Here is a 25,802-nt window from a genome sequence, read left to right on the forward strand (position 1 = left end):
TGCATGTCAGCGGATCAGCGCCTGGGCGCGGTCGAAAAGGTGGATGGCGCGGCTGTGGAGCCGGTCGCCGGTGTCGCGTGGCGCCTTGCCGGCACAGGCGCGGGCATGGGTGCCCTCCAGCAGGATGCCGAGCTTGTAGCAGGCGAGTACATGATACCAGTCGACCGCCGACAGATTGCGCGCGGAGCCGGCGCTATAGCGCGCGACCAGTTCGGCGGGCGTCGGGAAACCCTCCCACGGCGTGACCGACACGGTGCTGGCGCCGCTGCCGTCGGGCCAGGTGGCGAGCACCCAGCCCAGGTCCAGCAGCGGATCGCCGATCGTCGCCAGTTCCCAGTCGATGATCGCGGCAAGATCGCCGCTGTCGGGGCGGTACATGACATTGGCGAGATGATAGTCGCCATGCATGATGCCGGGGGTAAAATCGGCCGGGCGGTGCCGTTCCAGCCAGGCGGCGATGGCGTCGACGCTGGGCAGCGCCTGCGGCCCGGTCCAGTCGGAAAATTCGCCATAGCCGGCAAGCTGGCTGCGCCAGCGATCGACCTGGCGGCCGAGGAAATTGTCGGGCCGGCCGAAATCGGAAAGGCCGAGCGCCTGATGATCGAGCGCGCCCAAGGCGGCGATGCCGTCGACCAGGGCCAGTCCCATGGCGTGGCGCACCGCGGGCGACCCGGCATGGGGCATGGGCAACTGGCCGACCGGATTGAAGCCATCGACCGGCTCCATCAGGTAGAAGGCGACACCCAGCACATCCTCATCACCGCAATCGGCGATCAGCGCGGGATGGGGAACATTGGTGCCGGCGATGGCGCGCAGCAGCCGTGCTTCTCGCCGCATCGTTTCATTGCTGTTGGGGCGGGGGTGCGCCGGCGGACGGCGGAAGATATAGTCGCGGCCGTCGCGGGTCAGGCGCAGCAGGATATTCTGCGTCCCCCCGGCAAGCGGCGTCACGTTGTCGATCGGACCGGCGCCAAGCCCCTGATCCGTCATCCACGTCGCCAGCGACTCGATGTCGACCGCTGATTCCACTTAGGCATCCCTCGCTTTTTTCGACTGTTAGCCGTCGATTAGGTCAATTGGATAATGCACTTGACGAACCATCATTGCAATGAGAAATTGCACTCATGGTCAGACTTCAACTCGCCAAGGCCGAAGATGCCACCCGCGGATCCGCTGCCGAGCAGATCAAGCAGGTGGCGTTGCGCCTGTTCGCCGAAAAGGGCGTCGATGGCGTGACCGTGCGCGAGATTGCGGCGGCGGCGGGGCAGAAGAATCACGGTGCCGTCAGTTACTATTTCGGGTCGAAGGAGGCGCTGGTCCGGGCGCTGGTGATGGATGGGGCGATGGCGCTGGAGCGGGAGCGCAATGCGGCGCTCGACGGGCTGGAGGCGCAGGGTGGGCCGCGCACGATCCGCGAAGTGGTGGAGATATTGGTGCGGCCGGTGCTGGCGCTGCCCGATAGCCATTATGTCCAGTTCATCGTCATCTTTGCCATGACCCATCGCGACATGATGCTGGATGCGATCGATCCGGCCTGGAACAATGCCTATGGCCGGTGCCTGGACCATTTGCGGGGCATGATGGCGGATTTGCCGGTGGCGCTGCAGAACCAGCGCTTCGTGTTCATGGGGGCGTATCTGAGCGCCGTGCTGTCGGCCCGGCAGCGCGCGCTGGCCGACGAGAGCCGGGCGCATCCGATGTGGGGCAGCGAGGCGAGCGTCGAGCATTTCCTGCAGACGCTGGTGGCGCTGCTGGAGGCGCCGGCGGATCTTCCGGCGGCGATGCTCAGGCAACTGGGGCAACGCGACGGCGCTATTGCGGATCGACCCGGCCCTGTCGGTTGAACCGGGGCGCAATCACAATCAGAACATAGAAGACGAAACAAGCGGAGCGGGATGATGGCAGTTACGGAAAGGATTGGCGAAGCGGAGCACGCGCGCACGGCAGAGCTGCTGGCGATGCCGCTGGCCGAACTGATGGCGCAGGCGGCGGCGCTGCGCGACGAAGGCCATGGCCGGGTGCAGAGCTGGTCGCGCAAGATATTCATCCCGCTGACCCAGCTATGCCGCAATCTCTGCCATTATTGCACCTTCTCGCAGCCGCCCCGGCCGGGCGAGAATGCCTATATGACGCGCGAGGAAGTGCTGGCGGTGGCACGCGCCGGCAAGGCGGCGGGCTGCACTGAGGCGCTGTTTACGCTGGGCGACAAGCCGGAACTGCGCTTTGCTGCCGCGCGCGAGGAACTGGCGCGGCTGGGCCATGACAGCACCCTGTCCTATCTGGCGGAAATGGCGGCGCTGGTGCGTGACGAGACCGGACTGCTGCCGCACATCAATGCCGGGGTCATGACCCGCGAGGAAATGGCCGGTCTGCGCCGGGTGTCGGTGTCGCAGGGGCTGATGCTGGAGTCGGTGTCCGACCGGCTCTGCCGCAAGGGCGGCGCCCATTATCGCTCGCCCGACAAGGAACCGGCGGCGCGGCTGGAGACGACCCGGCTGGCGGGTGAACTGGCCATTCCCTTCACCACTGGCATCCTGATCGGCATCGGCGAGACGCGCGAGGAACGGATCGAGGCGCTGGAGGCGATCCGCGACCTGCAGGATGGCTATGGCCATATCCAGGAAGTGATCGTCCAGAATTTCCGGGCGAAGGAACGCACGGTGATGGCCAATGCGCCCGAACCGGACATGGACGATCTGCTGTGGACGATTGCGGTGGCGCGGCTGATCCTGGGGCCAGAGATGAATATCCAGGCGCCGCCCAACCTGTCGGCGGCGGACTTCCCCCGACTGATGGCGGCGGGGATCAACGATTGGGGCGGGGTGTCGCCGGTGACGCCCGACCATGTGAACCCGGAAGCGCCCTGGCCGGCGGTCGAGCGGCTGCGCGCCGCGACCGAGGGCGAAGGGCGGATGCTGGTCGCCCGGCTGCCGGTCTATCCGGCCTATGCGCAGGATAATGACCGCTGGCAGGACCAGGCGATGGTTCGCCATGTGCTGGCCCATGCCGATGCAATGGGTTTTGCGCGCGAGGATAGCTGGTCGCCGGGCATCGCGCTGGAGCCGCGCGTCACGCGCCCGTCGGCGCTGCCCGTCGATCCCGCGATCGTGGCGATCGTCGACCGGGCGGTGACCGGGGCGCTGCTGGAAGAAGCCGAGATCGAGACGCTGTTCACCGCGCGCGAGACCGACCTGGAGCATGTCTGCGCCAGCGCGGACGCGCTGCGGATGCAGGAGATGGGCGACACGATCAGCTATGTCGTCAACCGCAACATCAACTACACCAATATCTGCGCCTATAAATGCAGCTTCTGCGCCTTTTCCAAGGGCGACAAGGCGGAGGCGCTGCGCGGCAAGCCCTATGACCTGGACCTGGAGGAAGTGGTGCGCCGCACCCGCGAGGCGTGGGAGCGGGGCGGCACCGAAGTCTGCCTGCAGGGTGGCATCCACCCCCATTATACCGGCGACACCTATCTGAACCTGGCCCGCGCGGTAAAGGCGGCGGTGCCCGAGATGCACATCCACGCCTTTTCCCCGCTGGAAGTGTGGCAGGGGGCGGCGACGCTGGGCCTGCCGGTCGAGGATTTCCTGCGCCGGCTGAAGGCGGTGGGGCTCGACACGCTGCCCGGCACGGCGGCCGAGATACTGGATGACGAGGTGCGGGCGATCATCTGCCCGGACAAGCTGGACACGGCGCAATGGCTGGAGGTGATCGAGACCGCGCATCGCGTCGGCTTCACCACCACCGCGACGATCATGTTCGGCCATGTCGACACGCCGCGCCACTGGGCAAGGCACCTGATCCGCATCCGCGACCTGCAGCGGCGGACCGGCGGCTTCACCGAATTCGTGCCCTTGCCCTTCGTCCATATGGAGGCGCCGATGGGCGTGCGCGGCCAGTCGCGCCATGGCCCGACCTTCCGCGAGGTGCGGTTGATGCACGCGGTCGCGCGGCTGGCGCTGCACCCGCATATCCGGTCGATCCAGACCAGCTGGGTCAAGCTGGGGCCGGAAGGGGTGAAGGCCTGCCTGGAGGGCGGCGCCAATGACCTGGGCGGCACGCTGATGAACGAGAGCATCTCGCGCGCGGCCGGCACCCAGCATGGCCAGGAAATGCCGCCCGCCGCGACGGAGGCGCTGATCCGGTCGATCGACCGCACGCCCCGGCAGCGCAGCACCGCCTATGGCGGCGTAAGCGAAGACATTCACGCACGCGGAATGACCGCGGCGGAACTGACACCCATGGTCCTGACGCCCCCGCGCAAGCGGCGGCGCGAGGCCGATACGAACCAGGAGAGGTTTGAATATGCAGAATGAGGCTTTGGCGACGATCGCCGTGCTTGGCGGGACCGGCAAGGAAGGTGGCGGCCTGGCGCTGCGCTGGGCGCACAAGGGGCACAAGGTCATCATCGGCAGCCGGACCGCCGAGCGGGCGCAGGAAGCGGCCGACGCGATGAACGCGACGCTGGGCGGGAGTTCGGTTGTCGGCGCGGCCAATCCCGATGCGGCGGCGCAGGCCGACATCATCGTGCTGGCCGTGCCCTATGCTGCGCAGCAATCGACGGTGAAGGATGTCGCCGACGCGCTGGCGGGCAAGATATTGATCGACGTGACCGTGCCGCTGGTGCCGCCCAAGGTCAGCCGGGTGCAGTTGCCCGAGGGCGGATCGGCGGTCGAGGCGGTGCAGAAGATGCTGGGCGAGGGCGTCCGCGTCGTGTCCGCCTTCCAGAATATCAGCGCGCATCATTTGACCAAGCTGGACGAGGAGATCGAGTGCGACGTGCTGGTCTGCGCCGACGACAGCGAGGCGGCGGATCAGGTGGTCGCACTGGCGCAGGAAATCGGCCTGCGCGCCTGGAATGCCGGCCCCTTGTGCAATTCGGTTGTTGCAGAAGGACTTACGTCGGTCTTGATTGCGCTCAATCGGCGGTACAAGGTACCCGGATCGGGTATTCGCATCACCGGAGTGTAAGCTGCATCCATGATAGTCGCACCGGCCGCCGTCACATTATCGGCCCTGAACGGGGTTCCCATGGTTGCGCCGGGCGACGATTTGTCGGCCATGCTGCTGTCGGCCTGCCATGCCAATGGCCTGCCGCTGCAGGATGGCGACATCGTCGTGCTGGCGCAGAAGATCATATCCAAGGCGGAGGGACGCGCAGTGCCGCTGGCCAGCGTGTCGCCCTCGGAGGAGGCGATCGACCTGGCAGCGCAATGCCACAAGGATCCCCGGCTGGTCGAACTGATCCTGTCGGAGAGCGAGAAGCTGATGCGGGTCCGGCCGGGCGTACTGATCGTGCGCCATCGGCTGGGTCTGGTGCTGGCCAATGCCGGGATCGACCAGTCCAACATCGCGCAAGATGGGGATGGCGTCGCGCTGCTGCTGCCGCTCGATCCCGATGGCAGCGCTGCGGCGCTGCGGCAGGCGGTGCGTGATGCCCTGGGGATCGATATCGCGGTGGTCATCATCGACAGCCTGGGCCGGGCCTGGCGCAAGGGCACCTGCGGCGTGGCGATCGGCGTGGCCGGAATGAGCGGCCTGCTCGACCTGCGCGGCGCGCCGGACCTGCATGGCCGGCCGTTGCAGACCAGCGAACTGGGCCTGGCCGACGAGGTGGCGGCCGCCGCCTCGCTGATCATGGGGCAGGCCGGGGAAGGCCGGCCGATCGTCGTGGCGCGCGGCATTGCGCGGGGCCGCAATGAGGGCAGCGCGGCCGAACTGATCCGCGAACCGGCGATGGACCTGTTCCCATGAGCGTGCTGGCCCTGGCCGGGGGCGTCGGCGGCGCCAAGTTGGCCAATGGCCTGGCCGGCGTCGTGCCGCCGGGCGCACTGACCATTGCCGTCAACACGGGCGATGATTTTGTCCATATGGGCCTGCATATCTCGCCCGACATCGACAGCGTCACCTATGCGCTGGCGGGCATGAACGATAGCGTGCGGGGCTGGGGCGTGGCCGATGAAAGCTGGGCCTTCATGGACGCGACAAGGCGGCTGGGCGGCGAAAGCTGGTTCAACCTGGGCGATCGGGATCTGGCGACCCATGTGCTGCGCACCGCCTTGCTGCGCGAGGGCACGTTGTCTTCGGTCACTGCCGACATCGCCGCGCGGCTGGGCATCGGGCCCGCGATCGTGCCGATGAGCGACGATCCGGTCCGGTCGATGATCGATACCGACCAGGGCGAAATGGCCTTCCAGGATTATTTCGTGCGCCATCAATGCGGGCCGCGCTTCAAATCGATCCGGTTCGACGGCGCAGCAGCGGCGCGGCCGAGCGCCGGGCTGCTGGCGGCGCTGGATGATCCCGCGCTGGAGGCGATCATTCTCTGTCCGTCCAACCCGATCCTGTCGATCGACCCGATTTTGGCGGTGCCCGGCGTGCGGGACCGGCTGGCAGCGCGGCGCGTGCCGTGCGTGGCGCTGTCGCCGTTCATCGCGGGACAGGCGGTCAAGGGGCCGGCGGCCAAGATCATGACCGAACTGGGCCTGCCGACGACGCCGGCGACGATCGCCCGCCATTATGACGGGCTGATCGACGGGCTGATGGTGGACGGTGCCGATGCGGCGGGCTGGTCCGACGATGGTCTGGCGGTGCGCAGTGCCGACATATTGATGCGCAATGTCGATCAGCAGCGGGCATTGGCCGCTCAGATGATCGATTTTGCGGCAGCCTTGCGGCGCGCGGCGCCATGACCCTGTCCATCCTGATCCCGGCCAAGAGCTTCGCGCAGGGCAAGAGCCGGTTGGCGCAGGTTCTGGGGCCACGGGATCGGGCGGCGCTGTGCCGGCAATTATTGGGGCATGTGCTGGCAGTGGCGCGCGATGCGATCCCGGATTCGGCCGTGCATGTCGTCAGCGCCTGCCCGGAGGTGCGCGGTTTCGCGACCGAGCGGGGCGCGACTGTCCTGGCCGAGCGGGAACCCGGCCATGTGCCGGCGCTGATGGCGGCGATGCAGGCGTTGCCGGCCGATCGCCCGGTGCTGATCCTGAGCGCGGACCTGCCGATGCTGGCGGCCGCGGACCTGCGCGCGATGGTGCAGGAACCCGCCGATGTGGTGATCGCCACCGATCGTGAGGGGCAGGGGACGAACGCGCTGCTGCTGAAGTGGCCCGGCCTCATTCCGCTGCGCTTCGGGCCGAAGAGTTGTGCTGCCCATGTCGGGGAAGCCGAACGAGCCGGACATCGCGTATCGGTCATCCGGCGACCCGGTCTCGCCGACGATGTCGACCTGCCCGAGCATCTCCAAATATTTTCCGTTGGTGCATAATTGCCTTGGTTCTGCTGAACGGGCGGGGTAAGGCAATAAAATTGCATCTAGGTATATAATTGGAGGAGTCGGATGGCGGAGGCATATATTGCGGCCGTGGCGCGCAGCGCCGGTGGCAAGCGGGGCGGCAGGCTGGCGGGGGTGCATCCTGCGGATCTGGCCGGGCGCGTGCTGGCGGGACTGGTGGGCCGCAGCGGGATCGATCCGGCCGCGATCGAGGATGTCATCATGGGCTGTGCCTGTCCCGGCGGCGAGCAGGGCGCGAACATCGCCCGCAACGCCGTGCTGGCCAGCGGCCTGCCCGAATCCGTGCCCGGCACCCATGTCGACCGCCAGTGCGGATCGTCGCAGCAGGCGCTGCATTTCGCCGCCGCGACGGTGATGGCGGGCGTGCAGGACGTGGTGATCGCCGCCGGTGTCGAGAGCATGACGCGCGTGCCGATGGGGCTGCCCTGGACGCTGGCGGCCAAACATGGGTTCGGCACCTATCGCAGTCCGGGGATCGAGGCGCGCTATCCCGACACGCCGTTCAGCCAGTTTGGCGGGGCCGAGATGATGGCGCGCAAATATGGCTTCGACCGTGCCGCGCTCGACGCCTATGCGCTGGAGAGCCATCATCGCGCGGCGGCGGCGACGCAGGCCGGCAAGTTCGATGCGGAGATCGTGCCGCTGGAGGTCGAGACCGCCGAGGGCGAAACGCTGGTCCACAAGGTGGATGAAGGCATCCGCTTCGATGCCAGCCTGGAGAAGATTGCCAGCGTCAAGCTGTTGACCGAGGGCGGGGTGATTTCCGCCGCCAATGCCAGCCAGATCTGCGATGGCGCCGCGGCGCTGCTGATCGTCAATGAGCGGGGCCTCAAGACCCATGGCCTGACGCCGCTGGCGCGGGTGCATGAAATGACCGTGCTGGGTCATGATCCGGTCATCATGCTGGAGGCGCCGATCCCGGCGACCGAGCGGGCGCTGGCGCGGGCAGGCATGACGCTGGGCGAGATCGATCTTTATGAAGTGAACGAGGCGTTCGCGCCGGTGCCGCTGGCCTGGGCCAAGGCGCTGGGCGCCGATCCGGCGCGGCTCAACGTGCATGGCGGGGCGATTTCGCTGGGCCATCCGTTGGGCGGATCGGGCGCCAAGCTGATGGCGACGCTGGTCAGTGCCCTCCACGATCGTGGCGCGCGCTATGGCCTCCAGACCATGTGCGAGGCCGGCGGCATGGCCAATGTGACGATCGTGGAACGGCTCTGAGGGGAATGGATCGGCCCTTCCCCGGTGGCGGGGAAGGGCCGATCCTTCAATTGGCTTCGTCGAGCAGGCGGCGGGCGATGACCTGGGCCTGGATTTCGCCGGCGCCCTCGAAAATGTTGAGGATGCGCGCGTCGGCCAGCAGGCGGCTGACCTGATATTCGGTGGCGAAGCCGTTGCCGCCATGGATCTGCAGCGCATTGTCGGCCGCAGCCCAGGCGACCCGCGCGCCGATCAGCTTGGCCATGCCGGCTTCCAGATCGCACCGCTTGTCCTCATCCTTGCGCCGGGCGGCGAAATAGGTGAGCTGGCGCGCGCCCATGATCTCCGCCGCCATCATCGCCAGCTTGTTGGCGACGCGCGGGAAGTCGAAGATCGGCCGGCCGAACTGCTTGCGGTCGAGCGCATAGGAAAGGCCGATGTCGAGCGCTGCCTGAGCGACACCGATGGCGCGGGCGGCGGTCTGGATACGGGCGCTTTCGAAGGTCGCCATCAACTGCTTGAAGCCCTGGCCCTCGACCCCGCCGAGCAGATTGGCGGCAGGCACGCGGAAATCGTCGAAGCCGATCTCATATTCCTTCATGCCGCGATAGCCGATCACCTCGATCTCGCCGCCGCTCATGCCGGGCGTGGGGAAGGGGACGTCGACGGTGCCGCGCTGCTTGGGCGCGATCAGCATCGACAGGCCGCTATAGTTGCGGGTGTCGGGATCGGTGCGGACCAGCAGGGTCATCACATCGGCGCGGGCCGCATGGGTGATCCAGGTCTTGTTGCCGCTGACCCGATATTCGCCGTCGGCGAGCGTCGCGCGGGTGCGCAGTGCGCCAAGGTCGGAGCCGGTGTCAGGCTCGGTGAAGACGGCGGTCGGCAGGATCGCGGCATTGGCGATCTGCGGCAGCCAATGGGCCTTCTGCTCGGCGGTGCCGCCGGTCAGGATCAGTTCGGCGGCGATTTCCGACCGGGTGGCGAGGCTGCCGACGCCGATCCAGCCGCGCGACAATTCTTCCGACACGACGCACATCGCGGTCTTGCCCATGCCAAGGCCGCCAAACTCTTCTGGAATCGTCATGCCGAACACGCCCATCTCGCCCAGTTCCTGGACCAGCGGCAGCGGGATGAGTTCATCCTTGAGATGCCATTCATGGGCGAAGGGCGCGACCTTCTCGTTCGACAAAGCGAAGAACTGGTCGCGCACCATGTCGAACATCTCGTCGAGGCCGCAATTTTCCAGCGTCGCCCGGCCGCGCGCATCGACCAGATGGCCGGCAATGGCGCTCTTCACTGCCTGGCCGCCGCCGCTGCGAATGAGGGTGCGCAGGGCCGGGGCGTCGAGCGCGGACAGATCGTCGGTCAGGTCGGTGGGGCGGATCACCTCGCCCTGATTCATCGGGATGCCGCCCAGCATCTGCGCGCCATATTCGGCGAAGAGCAATTGGGCGAGCAGTGCCTCGATCTCGCCGAAGCTGCCCTGGGCGTCGAGACTGGCCGCCCAGCTGGCGACTTCGCGCAGCATTTCGGCATAGGCGGCGAACCAGCCAAAGCCGTGGACGACATGCTGCTCGACATCGGCGAGGACGCGATCGACCTTGCCGCCCTCGCTGCAGATTCGGGCCTTCACATGCGGGCGGGCGGCGGCGACGAAGGCGTGCGCGGCATCGGCTGCGCCCGACAGCAAGGCCGGCAGATCGGGCAGGACCAGGATATTCTTGTCCATCTCCATGGTCGCGCTCATCCTTCCCCCGCCTGCTTCTTGTTCGCCGATGCCATTGCCTTGGCATCCAGTCCGCCGACCAGATTGCCGGTCATCAGCTGATTATGGGCATGGGCGAGATGGTGCATGTGGAACACGCTATCCATCACCTGCCGCTTGCCGCGCGCATCCTCGACGAAGTTGAACGCCTGCTTGGTCAGGGCCAGGCCGAACCGTTCATGCTGGGCGATCTCCGCGGCGATCTTGGCCACTTCCTCGCGCAGCGTCTCGCGCGGGAAAATCTCGTTCACCATGCCGAAATTATAGGCGCGCTGGGCCGGCATGCGGCGGCCGAGCAGCAGCAGTTCGCGCGCGACGCGGGTCGGCAGTTCGAAGGCATGGGCGAAATATTCGACCCCCGGCTGGGCCATGCGCTGCACCGGATCCTGGAAGAAGGCATCTTCCGACGCGATGATGAGGTCGCAGACCCAGGCCAGCATCAGCCCGCCGGCGATGCAGGCGCCCTGCACCATGGCGATCATCGGCTTGGGGATGTCGGCCCAGCGCCGGCACAGGCCCAGATAGCCGTCCTGTTCCAGCACATATTGGCGTTCGGCGCCGCCCTTGTTCAGATGGTCCCACCACATGCTGGTGCGCGTGCGCGGCATGTGGCTGTCCTTGTCCGGGGTGCCGATGTCATGGCCGGCGGAGAAATGCTTGCCCTCACCACCGAGCACGATCACCTTGACCCCGTCATCCTCGACCGCGCGCTTGAAGGCGTCGTCAAGCTGGCCGAGCAGCCGGTAATTCTGGGCATTGCCATATTGGGGGCGGTTCAGCATCACCCAGGCGACGCCGTCCACCACATTGTAGGTCACGAATTCGGGCTGCGCTTCTTCGGACATCGTCCCTCTCCCTCAGCGCGGCGGCATGCGCAGGCCACCGTCGAGCCGCACATATTCGCCGTTCCAATAGTCATTCTCGATCATCGCCAGCGCCATTGCGGCAAACTCCTCGGGCTTGCCAAAACGCTTGGGGAAGGGAACGGTGGCCGACAGCGCATCGCGCACCTTGTCGCTGGCCCGTGCCATCAGCGGCGTGTCGAAAATGCCGGGCAGGATCGCATTGACGCGGATGCCTTCGCCCATCAGGTCGCGCGCCATCGGCAGGGTCAGGCTTACGATGCCGCCCTTCGACGCGGAATAGGCCGCCTGGCCGATCTGGCCGTCGACCGCCGCCGCGCTGGAGGTGTTGATGATGACGCCGCGCGCCTTGTCCTCCAGCGGGTCGAGGCTGAGCATGCCGGCGGCCGACTTGGCACAGCAGCGGAAGGTGCCGATCAGGTTGATCTGGATGATCCGTTCGAACTGGTCGGTCGGGAAGGCCTTGATCTCGCCGGTCTCGCGGTCGCGGCTGGCGGTCTTGATGACATTGCCGGTGCCCGCGCAATTGACCAGGATACGTTCCTGGCCATGGGCGGCGCGCGCCTTGGCAAAGCCGGCATCGACCGAGGCCTCGTCGGTGACATCGACCTTGCAGAAGGTGCCACCGATGTCCGCCGCGACCTTCGTCCCGGTTTCCTCGTTGAAATCGAACAGCGCCACCTTGGCGCCCTGCGCCGCGATGGCGCGGGCCGTCGCCTCGCCCAGACCCGATGCCCCGCCGGTGACGATGGCGGCTACCCCCTGGTCGATCTTCATGCCTGTGTCCTCTCCTTCACGGGGCGTTGGGCGATCGCGCCGTCGCTCGTCAGCGCGTCGAGCGCGCCGTCGTCGAGGCCGAGCCATTCCCCCAATATTTCGCGGCTATGTTCGCCCACGCGCGGCGGGCAGTGACGATAATCGGCCGGCGTCGCCGACAGTTTGCCGGGATAGGCGACGGTCGGTATCTCGACCCCATCCTCTTCCCGGCGATAGCGATGGACGGTCTGGCGGGCGTCGATGAAGGGATCCTCGAACACATCCTGGATGCTGTTGACCGGGCCGGCGGGGACGCCGGCGGCGACGAAGCGCGCCATCAGGTCGTCGCGGGCGAAGGGGCGGACGATCTCCTGTACCTTCGCCTCGATCGCGTCACGGTTGATGAGACGCTGGGCGCTGGTGGCGTAGAGCGGATCGGTGCCCAGTTCCGCATGGCCCATTTCCGTGCAGAAGGCGCGGAACTGGCGATCATTGCCGATCGCGATGATCATCATGCCGTCGGCGACCTCGAATGTCTTGTAGGGGACGACGGTGGGATGGCGATTGCCCAGGCGTCCGGGCACGATGCCGCCGACCAGCCAGTTCATCCCCTGATTGGCGAGCATCGCGATCTGGGTGTCGAGCAGCGACACGTCGATCTGTTGCCCCTCGCCTGTGCGTTCGGCATGGCGCAGGGCGGCGAGGATGGAGACGGTGGCGAACATGCCGGTCGACAGGTCGGCCATGGCAACGCCGGCGCGCAGCGGGCCACCATCCTCTTCGCCGGTGATGCTCATGAAGCCGCCCATGCCCTGGGCAACGAAATCATAGCCGCCCCGGTCGGCATAGGGGCCGGTCTGGCCGAAGCCGGTGATCGAGCAATAGACGAGGCGCGGGTTGATCGCCTTCAGGCTGGCATAGTCGAGGCCGTATTTGCTGAGGCCCCCGACCTTGAAATTCTCGACCAATATGTCGGCTTCCGCGGCCAGCCGACGGATCAGCTCGGCACCTTGCGGCGTCGCCAGGTTGATCGCGGCGGAGCGCTTGTTGCGATTGCAGGACAGATAATAGGCACTGGTGCCGATTTCCGGCTCGCCATCGGCGCCGGTCAGGAAGGGCGGGCCCCAGGCGCGGGTATCGTCGCCATGGCCGGGCAGTTCGATCTTGATGACGTCGGCACCGAAGTCGGCGAGTATCTGGGTCGACCATGGCCCCGCGAGCACGCGCGACAGGTCGAGAACCTTGATCCCTTCAAGCGCGTGGCCGCTCATCGGCTGCCCGCCTTGACCGCTGTCATCGCCATCCGCTCCTGTCCCCGTCTATCTGCTGCATCGGTTGATGATTCTGATAGCGGGTGCAGGAATGGAGGGCAAGAATTATTGCACTATGGGATACTTTTGGCGCTATTTCTTGGTAGCGCCGGCGAGATAGGCGAGCAGGTTGGCGCGATCGGCCGGGTTGGGCAGGCCGGCAAAGACCATGCGGCTGCCGGGGACGGAGGCGCTGGGCTTGGCGAGGAAGCCGTCGAGCGACTTGGCATCCCAGCGGATCTTGGCCTTTTGCATCGCCGGGGAATAGGTGAAACCGGGGACGGTGCCCGACGTGCGCCCGAACACGCCCGAGAGCGAGGGGCCGAGCTTCTTCACGCCCGGATCGACCGAATGGCAGACGGCGCAGCGGGCGAAGACCGCTTTGCCCTTGGTCGCGTCGCCCGTCTGGGCAAGCGCCGGGCCGGTAGCCGCGACTGCCATAGCGAACATCGTCACGCGCGAAACAAGCTTCATCGACATCCTGATTCCTCTTCCCTTCTTCTCTGGTCAAAATCTATACCAGTGTGCATAAATAAGCCAATAGCCGTCTGAGTCTGAACGGCGGTTGAAGCGGGAAGGATGCGGAAATGGCCGAGGGCGGACCCATGGCGAACCATCGGTTCGGGCCGGGCGGGATGGCGCTGGCGTTGCTGGTGAACATCATGTTCGCGCTCAACGTGATCGCGATGAAGGTGGTTGTGGATGCGACCGCGCCGCTATTGTCGGTGGCGCTGCGGATGGGGACGGTCTTCCTGATCTGTGCGCCGGCGCTGCGTCGGCTGCCGGGCCGGACGGGCTGGCTGATGCTCTATGGCTTCCTCAATGGCGGGCTGTTCCTGCTGCTGCTGAACCTGGCTTTGTTCATGGCGACCAATGTCGGGGCACTGGCGATCGCGGGGCAATTGAGCGTGCCCTTCTCGCTGCTGCTGGGCGCTCTGCTGCTGGGCGAGCGGCTCAACCGGCGCAAGATTGTCGGCGTGCTGATGGCCTTTGCCGGGGTCGTGGCGCTGGTGTTCGACCCGCATATATTGGCGGAGGTGCCCGCCGTATTGGTGATGGCCAGCGCGGCGATGGTGTGGGGCGGCGCGACCCTGGTGCAGCGCAAGCTGACCGGGGTGAGCGTGATGAACGGCCAGGCGTGGAACGGGCTGATGGGCGCGGCGGTGCTGGCGCCCTTTGCCCTGATTTTCGAGCGGCCCGCGATTGCGGGGCTGGCCCATGTCGGCTGGGTGCCGACCGGCTGGTTCGCCTTTTCCTGCCTGGGCGCGACGGTGCTGGGCCAGGGGACGCTCGCCTGGCTGCTGCAACGCTATCCGATCTCGACCATCATGCCGCTGATGCTGGCATCGCCGGTCATGTCGACCGTCTTTGCCTCGCTCTATTTCGGCACGCCGATCACCATCGGCATGATTGCGGGCGGGACCGTTGCTCTGCTGGGCGTGACGATCATCGCCTTCTCGCCCGATCGCCGGCCTGTTGATTGACAATCAAAAAATGGGCCGGCGTCGCATGCCTCGACGCCGGCCCAGGGGGCTTCCGAAAGGCGGTGGTCAGACCGCCCGTTCGAAGATGGCGGCCAGGCCCTGACCGCCGCCAATGCACATGGTTTCCAGGCCATAGCGGCCGTCGCGCCGCTGCAGTTCGCGCAGCAGATTGGCGAGGATGCGTCCGCCGGTCGCGCCGATCGGATGGCCGAGCGAAATGCCCGATCCATTGACGTTGAGCTTGTCGCGATCGTCCCAGTTCCAGCCCTTGAGGCAGGCCAGAACCTGCGGCGCGAAGGCTTCGTTGAGTTCGACCAGATCGATGTCGTTCCAGCCAAGGCCATTGCGGGCGAACAGCTTTTCGACTGCCGGCACCGGGCCGATGCCCATGCGCGAGGGATCGCAGCCGGCCGCCGCCCAGCTGTGCAGCCAGGCCATGGGTTCAAGGCCCAGTTCCTCCAGCTTGTCCTCCGCGACCACCAGACAGGCGGCGGCGGCATCATTCTGCTGGCTGGCATTGCCGGCGGTGACCACGCCATCCTTCTCGATCGGCTTCAACAGGGCGAGCGATTCCGGCGTGGCGTCGGCACGAATGCCCTCATCCATGGCGAAGATCAGCGGATCGCCCCTGCGCTGCGGCACGGCGACCGGGACCAGTTCGTCGTCGAACTTGCCGGCGGCCCAGGCGGCTGCGGCGCGCTGATGGCTCATCGCGGCATATTCGTCGCAGGCCTCGCGGCTGATGTCATAATCCTTGGCGAGATTGTTCGCCGTCTCGATCATGCCGCTGATGATACCATAGCGGGCGATCGGCTGCGACATGACGCGGCCGCGGGTCAGGCGGTCATGGAACTGGGTCGATCCGGAACGGGCACCCCAGCGATGGTCCATCGAATAATATTCGACATTGGACATGCTCTCGACCCCGCCGGCGACGACGATGTCGGCGGCGCCGGTCTGGATACGCATGGCCGCGTCGATCACCGCCTGAAGCCCCGAACCGCAGCGCCGGTCGAGCTGGACGCCGGGAATGCTTTCAGGCAGACCCGCCGCCAGCGCCGACCAGCGGCCGATGCAGGGCGCCTCGCCATTGCCATAGCCCTGGGAGAAGACGACATCGTCGATCCGTTCGGGATCGATTTTGGTCCGCTCCATCAGCGCCTTGATGATGACCGCGCCCAGATCGCCGGCGCTGAAGGATTTCAGAGAACCGCCATATTTGCCGACGGCGGTGCGGATGGGGGCGACGATGGCGGCTCTGCGCATGCGATGTCCTTTGCGGGAATGGGGAGGATCAGGCGGCCGCTTCGGCCTGGCGGATCATCTGCTTGGCGATGATGGTCTGCTGGATCTGGCTGGTGCCCTCATAGATGCGCAGCAGCCGGACATCGCGATAGAAGCGCTCGACCTTATACTCGGCCATATAACCGGCGCCGCCGTATATCTGGACGGCGCGGTCGGCGATCCGGCCAACGGCTTCGGAGGCGTAATATTTGAGCGCGGCGCACTCCAGGCTGACCGGCTCGCCCGCGTCGAACTTGGCGGCGACCGACTGCATCAGCGCCTCGGTCGTCAGCATGTCGACCTTCATGTCGGCAAGCATCGCCTGGACCAGCTGGAAATCGGCGATGCGCTGGCCGAACTGCTTGCGCTCCATCGCATATTGCAGGGCCATGTCGATCAGCCGCTGGCACATGCCGAGCGCGACCGCGGCGATATGGATGCGGCCGCGATCCAGCACCTTCATCGCGGTCTTGAAACCGCGACCGGGTACGCCACCAATGATGTTGGCGGCCGGCACGACGACATCGTCCAGGATCACGTCGGTGGTGATCGACCCCTTCTGCCCCATTTTCTTGTCGGGCTTCCCGAAGCTGATGCCGGGCGTGCCGGCGGGCAGGATGAAGGCAGAGATGCCGGCCGCGCCCTTCACGTCCGGTTCGGTCCGGGCCATCAGGGTGAAGACGCTGGCGCGCGGCGCGTTGGTGATGAAGCGCTTGGTGCCGGTGATGCGGTAGGTGTCGCCGTCGCGGATGGCGACGGTGCGCAGCGAACCGGCGTCGGACCCGGCCTCCGGCTCGGTCAGGCCGAAGCTGGCGATCGCTTCACCGGTGGCGAATTTGGGCAGCCATTCGCGCTTCTGTTCCTCGGTCCCGTCCATGACGATGCCCTGGCTGCCGATGCCGACCGTGGTGCCGATCACGGAGCGGAACACGACCGACGCGCGGGTGATTTCGCGGATGATCGCCGCTTCCTCCGCCATGGTGCAGCCGATGCCGCCAAACTCCTCCGGCACCGACAGGCCGAACAGGCCCATGTCGCGCATCTGCTGGATGATGGTTTCGGGAACCGCATCCGCTTCCTCGACGGCGTCCTCGGCCGGGATCAGCTTTTCGCTGACGAAGCGGCGGACAGTGGTGCGGAACAGGTCGAACGTCTCGGCGTCCATGAAAAATCTCCTCTCAATATCCGATGTCGGCGACCATCGCGTCGCTGCCGTCGCAGCGGATCGCGCGGCAGCGGCCGGCTTCATCCTCGCGCAGCAATACGGGCTGGCCGGCGAAGATCGGCGCGACCGCGCGGAAGGCGAAGCGGGTCGGGCTGCGGCCGCCGCGCCGGGCGTGACCGAACAATCTGGCGGCGGTGAAGGGGCCGTGGATCAGCAGGCCGGGATAGCCCTCCTCGCCGGTCGCATAGGGCAGGTCGTAATGGATGCGATGGCTGTTGAAGGTGACGGCCGAGAAGCGGAACAGGTCGACGCTGTTTGGCGCCCAGTTCACATCATCGGGGCTGACATCAAAAGCGGCGGGGACGATCGCGGGCGTCGGTGCGCCGGTGTCGCGATAGACGATGGTCTGCACCTCGCTCACCCGTTCGCGATCGGCCTGGACGATGCTGTGGCCGACCTTCACGAGGACAAGCTCGCCGCTGCGGCCGCTCTTGTGGGCGATGTCCAGCACGGTCGAGGTGCGGGTCGCTTCCCAGTCGAGCATCAAGGGCGCGTGGAACTGCATCTCGGCGGCGGCGAACATGCGGCGCGGCAGGCTGATCGGCGGCAGGAAGCCGCCGCGTTTGGGATGGCCGTCCGGGCCGATCTGGTCGGCGGCGGCAACCGGCAGGAAGAAGGCCCAATGGGCCAGCGAGGGCTGGACTGCCTCGACATCGAGCGGCTCGCCGATCGCGGCGGCGAAGCGGCGCAGCGCTTCCCGGTCGAGCATTTCGGTCCGGCTCTCGGTCCTGCCGGCCCATGTCTGCCAATGGGCGATATCGGATGGGGAAAGTGTCATGCGACCAGTCCTTCGTCATGGAGGCGGCCGATCGCGCCGCTGTCGAGCCCCAGCAGCTCGCTCAATATCTGGTCGCTATGCTCGCCAAGGCGTGGGGCCGTACCGACGGCACCGCGCGCCTCGCCGGCCAGCGTGCCCGCCGGGCCGGATGTGGGGTAGGTGAGGCCGCTGGGATGGGCGATCGTCTCGAACAGGGGATTGGCGGTGAACAGCCGTTCGTCCTGTGTCACCGCCTGATGCAGCGACTGATATTCGCCCCAGGTGACGCCGCCCGCGTCGAAGGCGGGTTTCAGCGTGTCGCTGCTGCGCGCGGCGAAGGCGGCTTCGAACAGCGGGAAGAGCCGGGCGCGATGGGTGAAGCGGGCGCCCTCATCCCTGGCGAAGTTGGCACCCGTTTGGCTTTCGATCGCGGCGATCGCTTCGCCAAGGTCCAGCGTCTTGAGCAGGCCGGTCCATTGGCGCGGGGTGATGGCGACGACGATCAGCCTTTTGCCGTCGGCGGTCAGGAAATCCCGGCCGAAGGCGCCGAACAGGTCATTGCCCATGCGCGGTCGGTCGCCGGCCGACAGGACTTCCGCCACGGAGCCGAGATGCGACAGGGTGGATGCAGCGAGGTCTGACAGCGGAACGCGGATTTCCGCGCCCTGGCCGGTCGCGCGCCGGCGCAGCAGGGCGGACGTCATGGCAAAGGCGGCATAGGCGCCGCCGAGCAGATCCCAGGCCGGCAGGACATGGTTGACCGGGCGGTCATCGTCGGCCGGGCCGGTCATCATCGGCACGCCGGCGGCGGCGTTGATGGTATAATCGACCGCTGGTGATCCATCGGCCCAGCCCATCACGCGGACGCTGATAATGTCGGCACGGCGCGCGGCCAGCGTGTCATGGCTGAGGAAGCCCTTGACCGGATAATTGGTGAGGAACAGGCCGGCATTGTCGCCCGGCGCGGTGGCGATGGCAACCGCCAGTTCGCGCCCTTCGGGCCGGCCAAGGTCGATCGCGATCGACTTCTTGCCCTTGTTGAGGCCTTCCCAATAAAGGCTGGCGCCGGACGGCGCGACCGGCCAGCGGCGATAGTCCGGGCCGCCACCGATAGCATCGAAGCGGATCACCTCTGCCCCCATCTGGGCCAGATGCAGGCCGCAGGACGGGCCGGCGATGAAGGCGGCACCCTCGACCACGCGCAGGCCCTTGAGCATGTCGTACATGGAATTTCCCCTAGCCCAGCCTGACCATGGTGCGGCCGATATTGGCGCCCGAGAACAGGCCCCAGAAGGCGTCGAGTGCCTTGTCGATGCCATCATAGACGGTTTCGGCCGAGGCCATCTGGCCGGCCTGGTTCCAGGCGGTCATGCGTTCCAGCATCTCCGCCTCCAGATCCATATGGTCGAGCGCGATATAGCCCTGCATGCGGATCCGCTTGGTCATCAGCATGGTGAGGTTGCGCGGCACGGTCGGCGCGTCGGTGACATTATATTGCGAGATCATGCCGCAGATGGCGAAGCGCGCGAAATCATTGGCGAGCGACAGCGCGGCCTGCAGATGATCGCCGCCGACATTGTCGAAATAGACGTCGATGCCGCTGGTGCCGATCGCCTTGACTTCGCGGGCGAGGGCCTTGGTCAGGTTCGGCTCCGCCTTGTAGTCGATCGCGGCTTCGACCTTGAGCACATCGCGCAGGAAGGCGGTCTTGTCCGGGCCGCCGGCCGATCCGATCACCTTGCATCCCATGTTGCGGGCGATCTGGCAGGCGATCGATCCGACCGCGCCGGACGCGGCCGACACGAAGACGGTATCGCCCGGCTGCAACTCCGCAATGCGGATGAGGCCGGCATAGGCGGTGAGGCCAGTCATGCCGGCGAAGCAGAGATAGGCCTGGGGTGGCAGTGCCTGGCGATCGCGATGCTGGAGCGCGCTGCCGGGAGCGTTGAACGCCTCACGCCAGCCGAGCCGGGAAAAGACCAGGTCGCCGGGGGCGAAGGCCGGATCGTTGGAGGCGATCACTTCGCCGATCGCCGGTCCTTCCATCGCCGCATCGATCGCGAAGGGCGGGACATAGCTTTTGGCGTCGCTCATCCGCCCGCGCATCGCCGGGTCGACCGCCATCCAGAGATTGCGGACCTGAACCTCGCCGGGGCCGGGCGCTGGCACGGCCTGCTCGACGGTGGCGAAATCCTCCGCCACCGGGGCGCCGACCGGGCGGCGCTTCAACTGTATTTCGCGCGATTTCATGGTCATCGGCCCCTCAATAGCCATTGAGGCGTGCCCAGCGCTCGCGATGCCAGGCGGTGCTGCCATGGCATTGCTCCGCGACGCGGGCGCGCTTCAAGTAAAGGCCGGCATCATGCTCATGGGTCATGCCGATGCCGCCATGCAGCTGGACCATCTGCGAGGAGATGCGGTGCAGCGTCTCGCCGGCGGTTGCCTTGGCGAGCGAGGCGAGGGCGGGAAGTGCAGGATCATCGGCATCGATCGCCGCCAGCGCGGTTTCGACCGCCGATCGCGTCAGCTGCAATTCGCCGAACAGTTCGGCCGCGCGATGCTGGAGCGCCTGGAAGGAGCCGATGATCGCGCCGAACTGGACGCGGGTCTTGAGATAATCGAGCGTGATGTCGAAGGCCTGGGTCGCGCTGCCCAGCATTTCGGCCGCCATGCCGATCGCGGCCCGGTCGCGGATCGCGTCGATCAGGTCGGCGGCCTTGCCGACTTCGCCCAGCACATCGTTGACAGCGATGTTGACACTATCGAAGCGGTAAAGGGCCGGGCGGCGGGCATCGATCTGGTCGAGAGCCTGCCGCTCCAGCCCGGCGCTGTCGGTCGGCATCAGGAACAGGGTCAGGCCGTCGCGATCGCCCGGCGCGCCGCTGGTGCGCGTGGCGACGATGGCGAGATTGGCGATCATGCCGTCCTGCACCGGGCGCTTGGTGCCGGACAGCGCCCAGCCATCGCCCGATGCTGTGGCGGCCAGCGCGGTGCGCTCTGGCGCATGATGCGGCCCTTCGTCGAGCGCCAGCGTGCCGATCAGCGATCCATCAGCGATGCCCGGCAGCCAGCGGGCCTGCTGATTCTGCGTGCCGGCGAGGCGCAGCGCAGACGCAGCGACCAGCGCGGAGCTGATGAGCGGTGAGGCGGCCAGGGTGCGGCCCAGTTCCTCGATCACCAGGCCAAGGCTGAGATAACCGAAATCGGCGCCGCCATGGGCTTCCGGCACGATGATGCCGCACCAGCCCATCTGCGCCATTTCGGCCCAGGCGTCGGCATCATAGCCGTCCGATCCGCTGCCGCCGCCGCCGCCATGATCGTACAGGCCGCGCAGCGCGGTCACGGGCAGGCGGTCGCGCACCCATTCCGACGCCATGTCCTTCAGCATCGTCTGTTCTTCGTTCAGCACCGCCACGGCGCGTCCTCCCGCATCCTGTCTCTTCTCTCGTCCTCGCCCATGCTCAGCCCGGCAGGCCCAGCGTGCGCTTGGCGGTGATATTGTTCTGCACCTCGTAGCTGCCGCCGTAGATGGAGAAGGCCTTGCTGTGCAGCCAGGCGCGCGTCGCCTCCTTCTCGGCCGCGCTATAGGGATCGCCGGCCCAGCCCAGGCCGTCGGCGCCCATGATCTCGACCAGCAGCTCGGCCCGTTCCTGGATGATGCCGGACCACAAATTCTTGAGTGCGGACACGCCATGGCTGGGGCCGCCATTCTTGGCTTCGGCGGCGAGCCGGCGGACCGTCGCCATATAGGCTTCATGCCGCATCGCATTGCGCACCAGCCGGGCGCGCAGGTCCGGGCTGTCGATCCGCCCGAGCGCATCCGTGCCCAGATAATCGTGGGCCAGCGGGGCGAGAGGGGTGATGTCGGCCTTCACCTCCGACAGGCTGTTGCGTTCGAATTGCAGCAGCCGCTTGGCGATGGTCCAGCCCTGGTTGACCTCGCCCACCAGATTGCCCTTGGGCACCTTCACATCGTTGAAGAAAACCTCGCAAAAATGGGTCGATCCGCTGATGAGGACGATCGGTCGCGCCTCGATCCCTTCGGATTGCATGTCGACCAGCAGGAAGCTGATGCCGCCCTGCTTGCGCTCGGTGTCGGTGCGGACGAGGACGAAACACCAGTCGGCCTGGTCGGCGCCCGATGTCCAGATCTTCTGCCCGCTGACCAGCCAGTGGTCGCCCATGTCGATGCATTTGGTCTGGAGCGCGGCCAGGTCCGATCCCGCGCCGGGTTCGGAAAAGCCCTGGCACCAGCGCCGTTCATGGCTGGCGATGAAAGGCAGATGTTCCAGCTTCTGTGCTTCGTCGCCATATTCCAGCAAGGTCGGGCCAAGCATCATCGTGCCATAGCTGCGGATCGGGTTGAAACCGCCGATCGCGGCCAGTTCCTCGCCGATGATCTTGCCATGGGCTTCGGTGAGGCCGGCGCCACCATAGCGCGGCGCCCAGGTCGGCACGCCCCAGCCCTTGTCGGTCATCCGCTCACGCCAGAGCTGGTAGTCGGCATTGGCGGCGGCGGCATGGGCGTCGCCCTGGAAGAGGAGGCCGGGCACATTGGTCAGCGCCGGCGGAAAATTCGCCTTCAGCCAGGCGCGCGCCTCCTGCCGGAATTCTTCTCTATCGATGGGCTCCATTTCCGCCATCCACTCACATCCCTGTTCTGCTCGAAAGGCGAGCGCGCCGTCCCGGTGTTACCCGTCGGGCTGCTCGCGGCTTTCGGATGGCCGCTTGCGATCCATGACCGATTCCTTAGGTCAATATTGCACAGGTGGCTAGTTATATTTTGCACTCAAGGGTAATTTTCATCCGCAACGGAAATCGCGAATTTTGCGCAATGTGACGGAAAAGCTTGGAAATGCGGTGGTGCCCGTGCTCCGCGCGCGGGAAAATATCGTAACGACGATTGCCCGATTGACAGCCAGCGGCGTGCTCATAAACTATACCATAATGCAAAATTGATAAGGCCGGTCCGACAGGATGCGAGAACCGGCCACCGCTGCAGGAGAGCGCATTATGGAAACCATGGCCGCCCGTCCGATCCCGGCGCACGTGCCGCCCGACATGATCGGCAATTTCAGCCTGTTCAGTTCGCCGGGGCTGGAGCCGACGCCCAATGGCGACCCGCAGGCGGCGAGCGCGGTGGTGCATGATGGACCGCGCATCTTCTATTCGCCGGTCAATACCCGCGACGGCAAGGGCACATGGGTCATCACGCGCGCGCAGGACCAGCGACGGGTGCTGCAGGATCCCGAAACCTTCTCCAGCCACCGCAGCATCTTCGCCTCGGCACTGGGCGAAAGCTGGCCAATGATCCCGCTGGAGCTGGACCCGCCCGAACATGGCAAGTTCCGCTCGCTGCTCAACCCGCTGCTGTCGCCCAAGCGGGTAATGGCGCTGGAGACGGCGGTGCGCGAAAGGGCGAGCGTGCTGATCGACCGGATCGCGGCGTCGGGCACCAGCTGCGACGTGATGACCGATTTTGCTTTCCCCTTCGCGGTTAATATCTTCCTGCGCTTCCTGGGCCTGTCGGACGATAGGCTGGACGAATTTGTCGGTTGGGCCAATGACCTGTTGCATGGCGACAATGTGAAGCGGCCGGCGGCAGCGCGCACGATCGTTGCCTTCATCGACGAATTGTCGGCCGACCGGCGTCGGCAGCCGGTCGATGATTTCATGTCCTTCCTGGTGCAGTCGCGGATCGACGACCGGCCGCTGACCGACATGGAGATCAGGGGCACGGGCGTGCTGCTGTTCATCGCCGGGCTGGACACGGTGGCGGCCGCGATCGGCTTTGATCTCAACTATCTGGCGCGGCATCAGGCGGACCAGCAATGGCTGCGCGACGACCCCAAGCGGATCGTGCTGGCGGCGGAGGAATTGCTGCGCGCCTATCCGACGGTGCAGATGATCCGGGTCGCGACGAAGGACGTGGATTTCGAGGGCGCGCCGATCCGCAAGGGCGACTATGTGTCCTGCGCGACGATGATCGCCAATCGCGATCCGCTGGAATTTGCCGATCCCGCACGCATCGACCTGGCGCGCGAGGATAATCGCCATACCGCCTTTGCCTATGGGCCGCATCGCTGCCTGGGGTCGCATCTGGCGCGGCGCGAGATCGTCGTGGGGCTGGAGGAATGGCTGAAACGCATCCCGACCTTCCGCATCAAGTCCGGCACCGCGCCGGTCACCTATGGCGGCCATGTGTTCGGGATCGAAAACCTGATCCTCGACTGGTCGCAGGAGGATGCGGCATGAAGATCATCGTGCATCGCGAGAAATGCCAGGGCCATGCCCGCTGCTGGGCGATGGCGCCCGACATCTTCGAGCTGGATGACGAGGGCTATATCATGCCCGGCGACATCGATGTGTCGGAAGAGCAGGAAAGGCTGGCCTGGATGGGCGCCAAATCCTGCCCCGAACGCGCGCTCGACATCCAGAAATGAGAAGCTCCCTGCTGGCCCTTGGTGGCCTTGTCGCGCTGGCATCCGGCCCGGCTATGGCGGCGGAACTGCGCCCCGACCAGATCGCCTTTCGCGATATCTATCGCGAACTGGTGGAGACCGACACCAGCGCCCCGACCGGCAGTTGCACCGTCGCGGCAGGCCGGATTCTCGATCGGCTGCGCAAGGCCGGGTTCGGGCCGGACCGCGCCGAGGTCTTCGTGCCGGAGGGGCATGAGAAGGATGGCGGCCTGATCGCCCGGATCGAGGGGAGCGATCCGCGCGCCGCGCCGATGCTGCTGGTCGATCATATCGATGTGGTCGCCGCCCGGCGCGAGGATTGGCCGCGCGATCCGTTCCGCCTGACCGAGGAGAAGGGCTATTTCATCGGGCGCGGGGTGATCGACGACAAGGCGCTGTCGGCGATCTGGATCGACAGCCTGATCCGGATGCAGGCGGCGGGCTTTCGTCCCCGGCGCACGATCAAAGTTGCGCTGACCTGTGGCGAGGAAAGCAGCGATGCGGTGAACGGCGTCGACTGGCTGCTACGCAACCGGCGCGATGCGGTGCAGGCGGGCTTTGCCCTGAACGAGGGTGGCTATGGCATCAGCGACAAGGATGGCCGGCCGATCGCCCTCTATCTGGCGGTGGGCGAGAAATATGCGCAGAGCTTCACGATCGAGGCGCGCAACAGCGGTGGCCATAGCAGCCGGCCGCGTCCCGACAATGCGATCTATGACCTGGCCGATGCGCTGGAGGCGGTCCGTCGGCTGTCATTCCCGATCCGGCTCAACCCGACCAATCGCGGCTATTTCACCCGCATGGGGCCGATCGTCGGCGGCGTGATGGGGCAGACGATGGAGCGGCTGGGCCAGGGGCTGGACGATGCCGCAACGGTCGCGACGGTGACGGGCGACGTCACCTATAATGCGATGCTGCGCACCACCTGTGTCGCGACGCAGGTGGAGGCGGGCCATGCCGAAAACGCGCTGCCGCAGCGGGCGCAGGCGACGATCCAGTGCCGTCTATTTCCCGGCGACAGGGTGGAGGATGTCGAGGCGCGGCTGCGCGCGGCGCTGCCGTCCGGCATTGCCCTGACGCGCAAGGGCGACAAGGGGGCGCCGGCCGTGCCGCCGCCGCTCGATCCCCGGATCATGGGACCGGCCGAAAAACTGGCGCAGCGGCATTTCCCCGGCATTCCGGTGGTGCCCAACCTGCTGACCGCCGGCACCGATGGCCGCTATCTCAGCGCGGCGGGTATCCCGACCTATGGCGTGCCGGGCATCTTCCTCGATCCCGACGGCAATGGCGCGCATGGGGTGGACGAGCGCATCCGGGTGAAGAGCGTCTATGATGGGCGCGACTATCTCTATGCGCTGATCCGCGCCTATGCCGAGGGGCGCTGACCGGCCCCTCGGTCAGCG

At 66.5% G+C, this 25,802-nt stretch carries 24 protein-coding genes; 11 read left to right on the top strand and 13 right to left on the bottom strand.

Annotated elements, in window-relative coordinates:
• Positions 1 to 6 precede the first annotated feature (6 nt).
• Positions 7 to 1,029: a phosphotransferase family protein gene (locus tag HH800_RS06675; RefSeq protein ID WP_169860578.1), complete on the bottom strand. Its 1,023-nt coding sequence runs from the start codon at positions 1,027 to 1,029 to the stop codon at positions 7 to 9.
• Positions 1,030 to 1,124: 95 nt separating this feature from the next.
• Here HH800_RS06675 and HH800_RS06680 point away from each other — a divergent pair, with 95 nt between their 5' ends.
• The 7 genes from HH800_RS06680 to HH800_RS06710 all read left to right on the top strand — a co-directional run bounded on the left by HH800_RS06680 (position 1,125) and on the right by HH800_RS06710 (position 8,512).
• Positions 1,125 to 1,844 carry a TetR/AcrR family transcriptional regulator gene (locus tag HH800_RS06680; protein ID WP_169860579.1) on the top strand — a complete coding sequence of 240 codons (720 nt, stop codon included), beginning with the start codon at positions 1,125 to 1,127 and terminating at the stop codon, positions 1,842 to 1,844.
• 51 nt (positions 1,845 to 1,895) lie between these two features.
• Positions 1,896 to 4,316, top strand: a complete 2,421-nt coding sequence (gene cofH, locus HH800_RS06685) for a 5-amino-6-(D-ribitylamino)uracil--L-tyrosine 4-hydroxyphenyl transferase CofH (protein WP_169860580.1) — start codon at positions 1,896 to 1,898, stop codon at positions 4,314 to 4,316.
• A complete protein-coding gene (gene npdG / locus HH800_RS06690; RefSeq protein WP_125996936.1) occupies positions 4,306 to 4,971 on the top strand; it encodes an NADPH-dependent F420 reductase in 666 nt (221 codons plus the stop codon). The genes cofH and npdG overlap by 11 nt, the downstream gene beginning before the upstream one ends.
• 9 nt (positions 4,972 to 4,980) lie before the next feature.
• Positions 4,981 to 5,754: a coenzyme F420-0:L-glutamate ligase gene (gene cofE, locus HH800_RS06695; protein ID WP_169860581.1), complete on the top strand. Its 774-nt coding sequence runs from the start codon at positions 4,981 to 4,983 to the stop codon at positions 5,752 to 5,754.
• Complete coding sequence (gene cofD / locus HH800_RS06700) at positions 5,751 to 6,692, top strand: 2-phospho-L-lactate transferase (protein WP_169860582.1); 942 nt, start codon at positions 5,751 to 5,753, stop codon at positions 6,690 to 6,692. Before cofE ends, cofD begins: the two co-directional genes overlap by 4 nt.
• On the top strand, positions 6,689 to 7,267 hold the full coding sequence (gene cofC, locus HH800_RS06705; protein ID WP_169860583.1) for a 2-phospho-L-lactate guanylyltransferase: 579 nt from the start codon (positions 6,689 to 6,691) through the stop codon (positions 7,265 to 7,267). The genes cofD and cofC overlap by 4 nt, the downstream gene beginning before the upstream one ends.
• Before the next feature lie 72 nt (positions 7,268 to 7,339).
• Positions 7,340 to 8,512, top strand: a complete 1,173-nt coding sequence (locus HH800_RS06710; RefSeq protein ID WP_169860584.1) for an acetyl-CoA C-acetyltransferase — start codon at positions 7,340 to 7,342, stop codon at positions 8,510 to 8,512.
• A gap of 46 nt (positions 8,513 to 8,558) precedes the next feature.
• On the opposite strand, the gene HH800_RS06715 is transcribed toward HH800_RS06710, so the two are convergent.
• From HH800_RS06715 to HH800_RS06735, 5 genes are all read right to left on the bottom strand, one after another.
• Positions 8,559 to 10,241: an acyl-CoA dehydrogenase family protein gene (locus HH800_RS06715; protein ID WP_169860585.1), complete on the bottom strand. Its 1,683-nt coding sequence runs from the start codon at positions 10,239 to 10,241 to the stop codon at positions 8,559 to 8,561.
• On the bottom strand, positions 10,238 to 11,104 hold the full coding sequence (locus HH800_RS06720) for an enoyl-CoA hydratase (RefSeq protein ID WP_007707227.1): 867 nt from the start codon (positions 11,102 to 11,104) through the stop codon (positions 10,238 to 10,240). Before HH800_RS06720 ends, HH800_RS06715 begins: the two co-directional genes overlap by 4 nt.
• 12 nt (positions 11,105 to 11,116) lie before the next feature.
• Positions 11,117 to 11,899, bottom strand: coding sequence for an SDR family NAD(P)-dependent oxidoreductase (locus HH800_RS06725; RefSeq protein WP_004212325.1), 783 nt, complete (start codon positions 11,897 to 11,899; stop codon positions 11,117 to 11,119).
• Positions 11,896 to 13,149: a CaiB/BaiF CoA transferase family protein gene (locus tag HH800_RS06730; RefSeq protein ID WP_169860586.1), complete on the bottom strand. Its 1,254-nt coding sequence runs from the start codon at positions 13,147 to 13,149 to the stop codon at positions 11,896 to 11,898. Before HH800_RS06730 ends, HH800_RS06725 begins: the two co-directional genes overlap by 4 nt.
• 132 nt (positions 13,150 to 13,281) lie before the next feature.
• A complete protein-coding gene (locus HH800_RS06735; protein ID WP_169860587.1) occupies positions 13,282 to 13,668 on the bottom strand; it encodes a c-type cytochrome in 387 nt (128 codons plus the stop codon).
• A 107-nt stretch (positions 13,669 to 13,775) separates the two neighbouring features.
• On the opposite strand from HH800_RS06735, the gene HH800_RS06740 reads away from it, so the two are divergent.
• Positions 13,776 to 14,672, top strand: a complete 897-nt coding sequence (locus tag HH800_RS06740) for a DMT family transporter (protein WP_169860588.1) — start codon at positions 13,776 to 13,778, stop codon at positions 14,670 to 14,672.
• A gap of 66 nt (positions 14,673 to 14,738) precedes the next feature.
• On the opposite strand, the gene HH800_RS06745 is transcribed toward HH800_RS06740, so the two are convergent.
• From HH800_RS06745 to HH800_RS06775, 7 genes are read right to left on the bottom strand one after another with little or no spacing between them, the layout of a single operon-like run.
• The gene (locus tag HH800_RS06745) at positions 14,739 to 15,938 is read right to left on the bottom strand and encodes an acetyl-CoA C-acetyltransferase (RefSeq protein ID WP_169860589.1); all 1,200 of its coding nucleotides are present in this window, start codon (positions 15,936 to 15,938) and stop codon (positions 14,739 to 14,741) included.
• 28 nt (positions 15,939 to 15,966) lie between these two features.
• On the bottom strand, positions 15,967 to 17,121 hold the full coding sequence (locus tag HH800_RS06750; protein WP_169860590.1) for an acyl-CoA dehydrogenase family protein: 1,155 nt from the start codon (positions 17,119 to 17,121) through the stop codon (positions 15,967 to 15,969).
• A gap of 13 nt (positions 17,122 to 17,134) precedes the next feature.
• Positions 17,135 to 17,959: an FAS1-like dehydratase domain-containing protein gene (locus HH800_RS06755; protein ID WP_169860591.1), complete on the bottom strand. Its 825-nt coding sequence runs from the start codon at positions 17,957 to 17,959 to the stop codon at positions 17,135 to 17,137.
• Complete coding sequence (locus tag HH800_RS06760) at positions 17,956 to 19,164, bottom strand: CoA transferase (protein WP_169860592.1); 1,209 nt, start codon at positions 19,162 to 19,164, stop codon at positions 17,956 to 17,958. The genes HH800_RS06755 and HH800_RS06760 overlap by 4 nt, the downstream gene beginning before the upstream one ends.
• 10 nt (positions 19,165 to 19,174) lie before the next feature.
• On the bottom strand, positions 19,175 to 20,194 hold the full coding sequence (locus HH800_RS06765) for an NADP-dependent oxidoreductase (RefSeq protein ID WP_169860593.1): 1,020 nt from the start codon (positions 20,192 to 20,194) through the stop codon (positions 19,175 to 19,177).
• Between the two features lie 7 nt (positions 20,195 to 20,201).
• Positions 20,202 to 21,353 carry an acyl-CoA dehydrogenase family protein gene (locus HH800_RS06770; RefSeq protein ID WP_169860594.1) on the bottom strand — a complete coding sequence of 384 codons (1,152 nt, stop codon included), beginning with the start codon at positions 21,351 to 21,353 and terminating at the stop codon, positions 20,202 to 20,204.
• A 46-nt stretch (positions 21,354 to 21,399) separates the two neighbouring features.
• On the bottom strand, positions 21,400 to 22,581 hold the full coding sequence (locus HH800_RS06775; RefSeq protein WP_169860595.1) for an acyl-CoA dehydrogenase family protein: 1,182 nt from the start codon (positions 22,579 to 22,581) through the stop codon (positions 21,400 to 21,402).
• Positions 22,582 to 22,951: 370 nt separating this feature from the next.
• Here HH800_RS06775 and HH800_RS06780 point away from each other — a divergent pair, with 370 nt between their 5' ends.
• Genes HH800_RS06780 through HH800_RS06790 form a run of 3 tightly spaced genes read left to right on the top strand, consistent with a single transcriptional unit; the run spans position 22,952 to position 25,784 of the window.
• Positions 22,952 to 24,193: a cytochrome P450 gene (locus HH800_RS06780; RefSeq protein WP_048936597.1), complete on the top strand. Its 1,242-nt coding sequence runs from the start codon at positions 22,952 to 22,954 to the stop codon at positions 24,191 to 24,193.
• On the top strand, positions 24,190 to 24,381 hold the full coding sequence (locus HH800_RS06785; RefSeq protein WP_097382918.1) for a ferredoxin: 192 nt from the start codon (positions 24,190 to 24,192) through the stop codon (positions 24,379 to 24,381). Before HH800_RS06780 ends, HH800_RS06785 begins: the two co-directional genes overlap by 4 nt.
• The gene (locus tag HH800_RS06790; RefSeq protein ID WP_169860596.1) at positions 24,378 to 25,784 is read left to right on the top strand and encodes a M20/M25/M40 family metallo-hydrolase; all 1,407 of its coding nucleotides are present in this window, start codon (positions 24,378 to 24,380) and stop codon (positions 25,782 to 25,784) included. Before HH800_RS06785 ends, HH800_RS06790 begins: the two co-directional genes overlap by 4 nt.
• Positions 25,785 to 25,802 lie beyond the last annotated feature (18 nt).

It is taken from the genome of Sphingobium yanoikuyae (genome assembly GCF_013001025.1).
Lineage (GTDB): Bacteria > Pseudomonadota > Alphaproteobacteria > Sphingomonadales > Sphingomonadaceae > Sphingobium > Sphingobium yanoikuyae_A.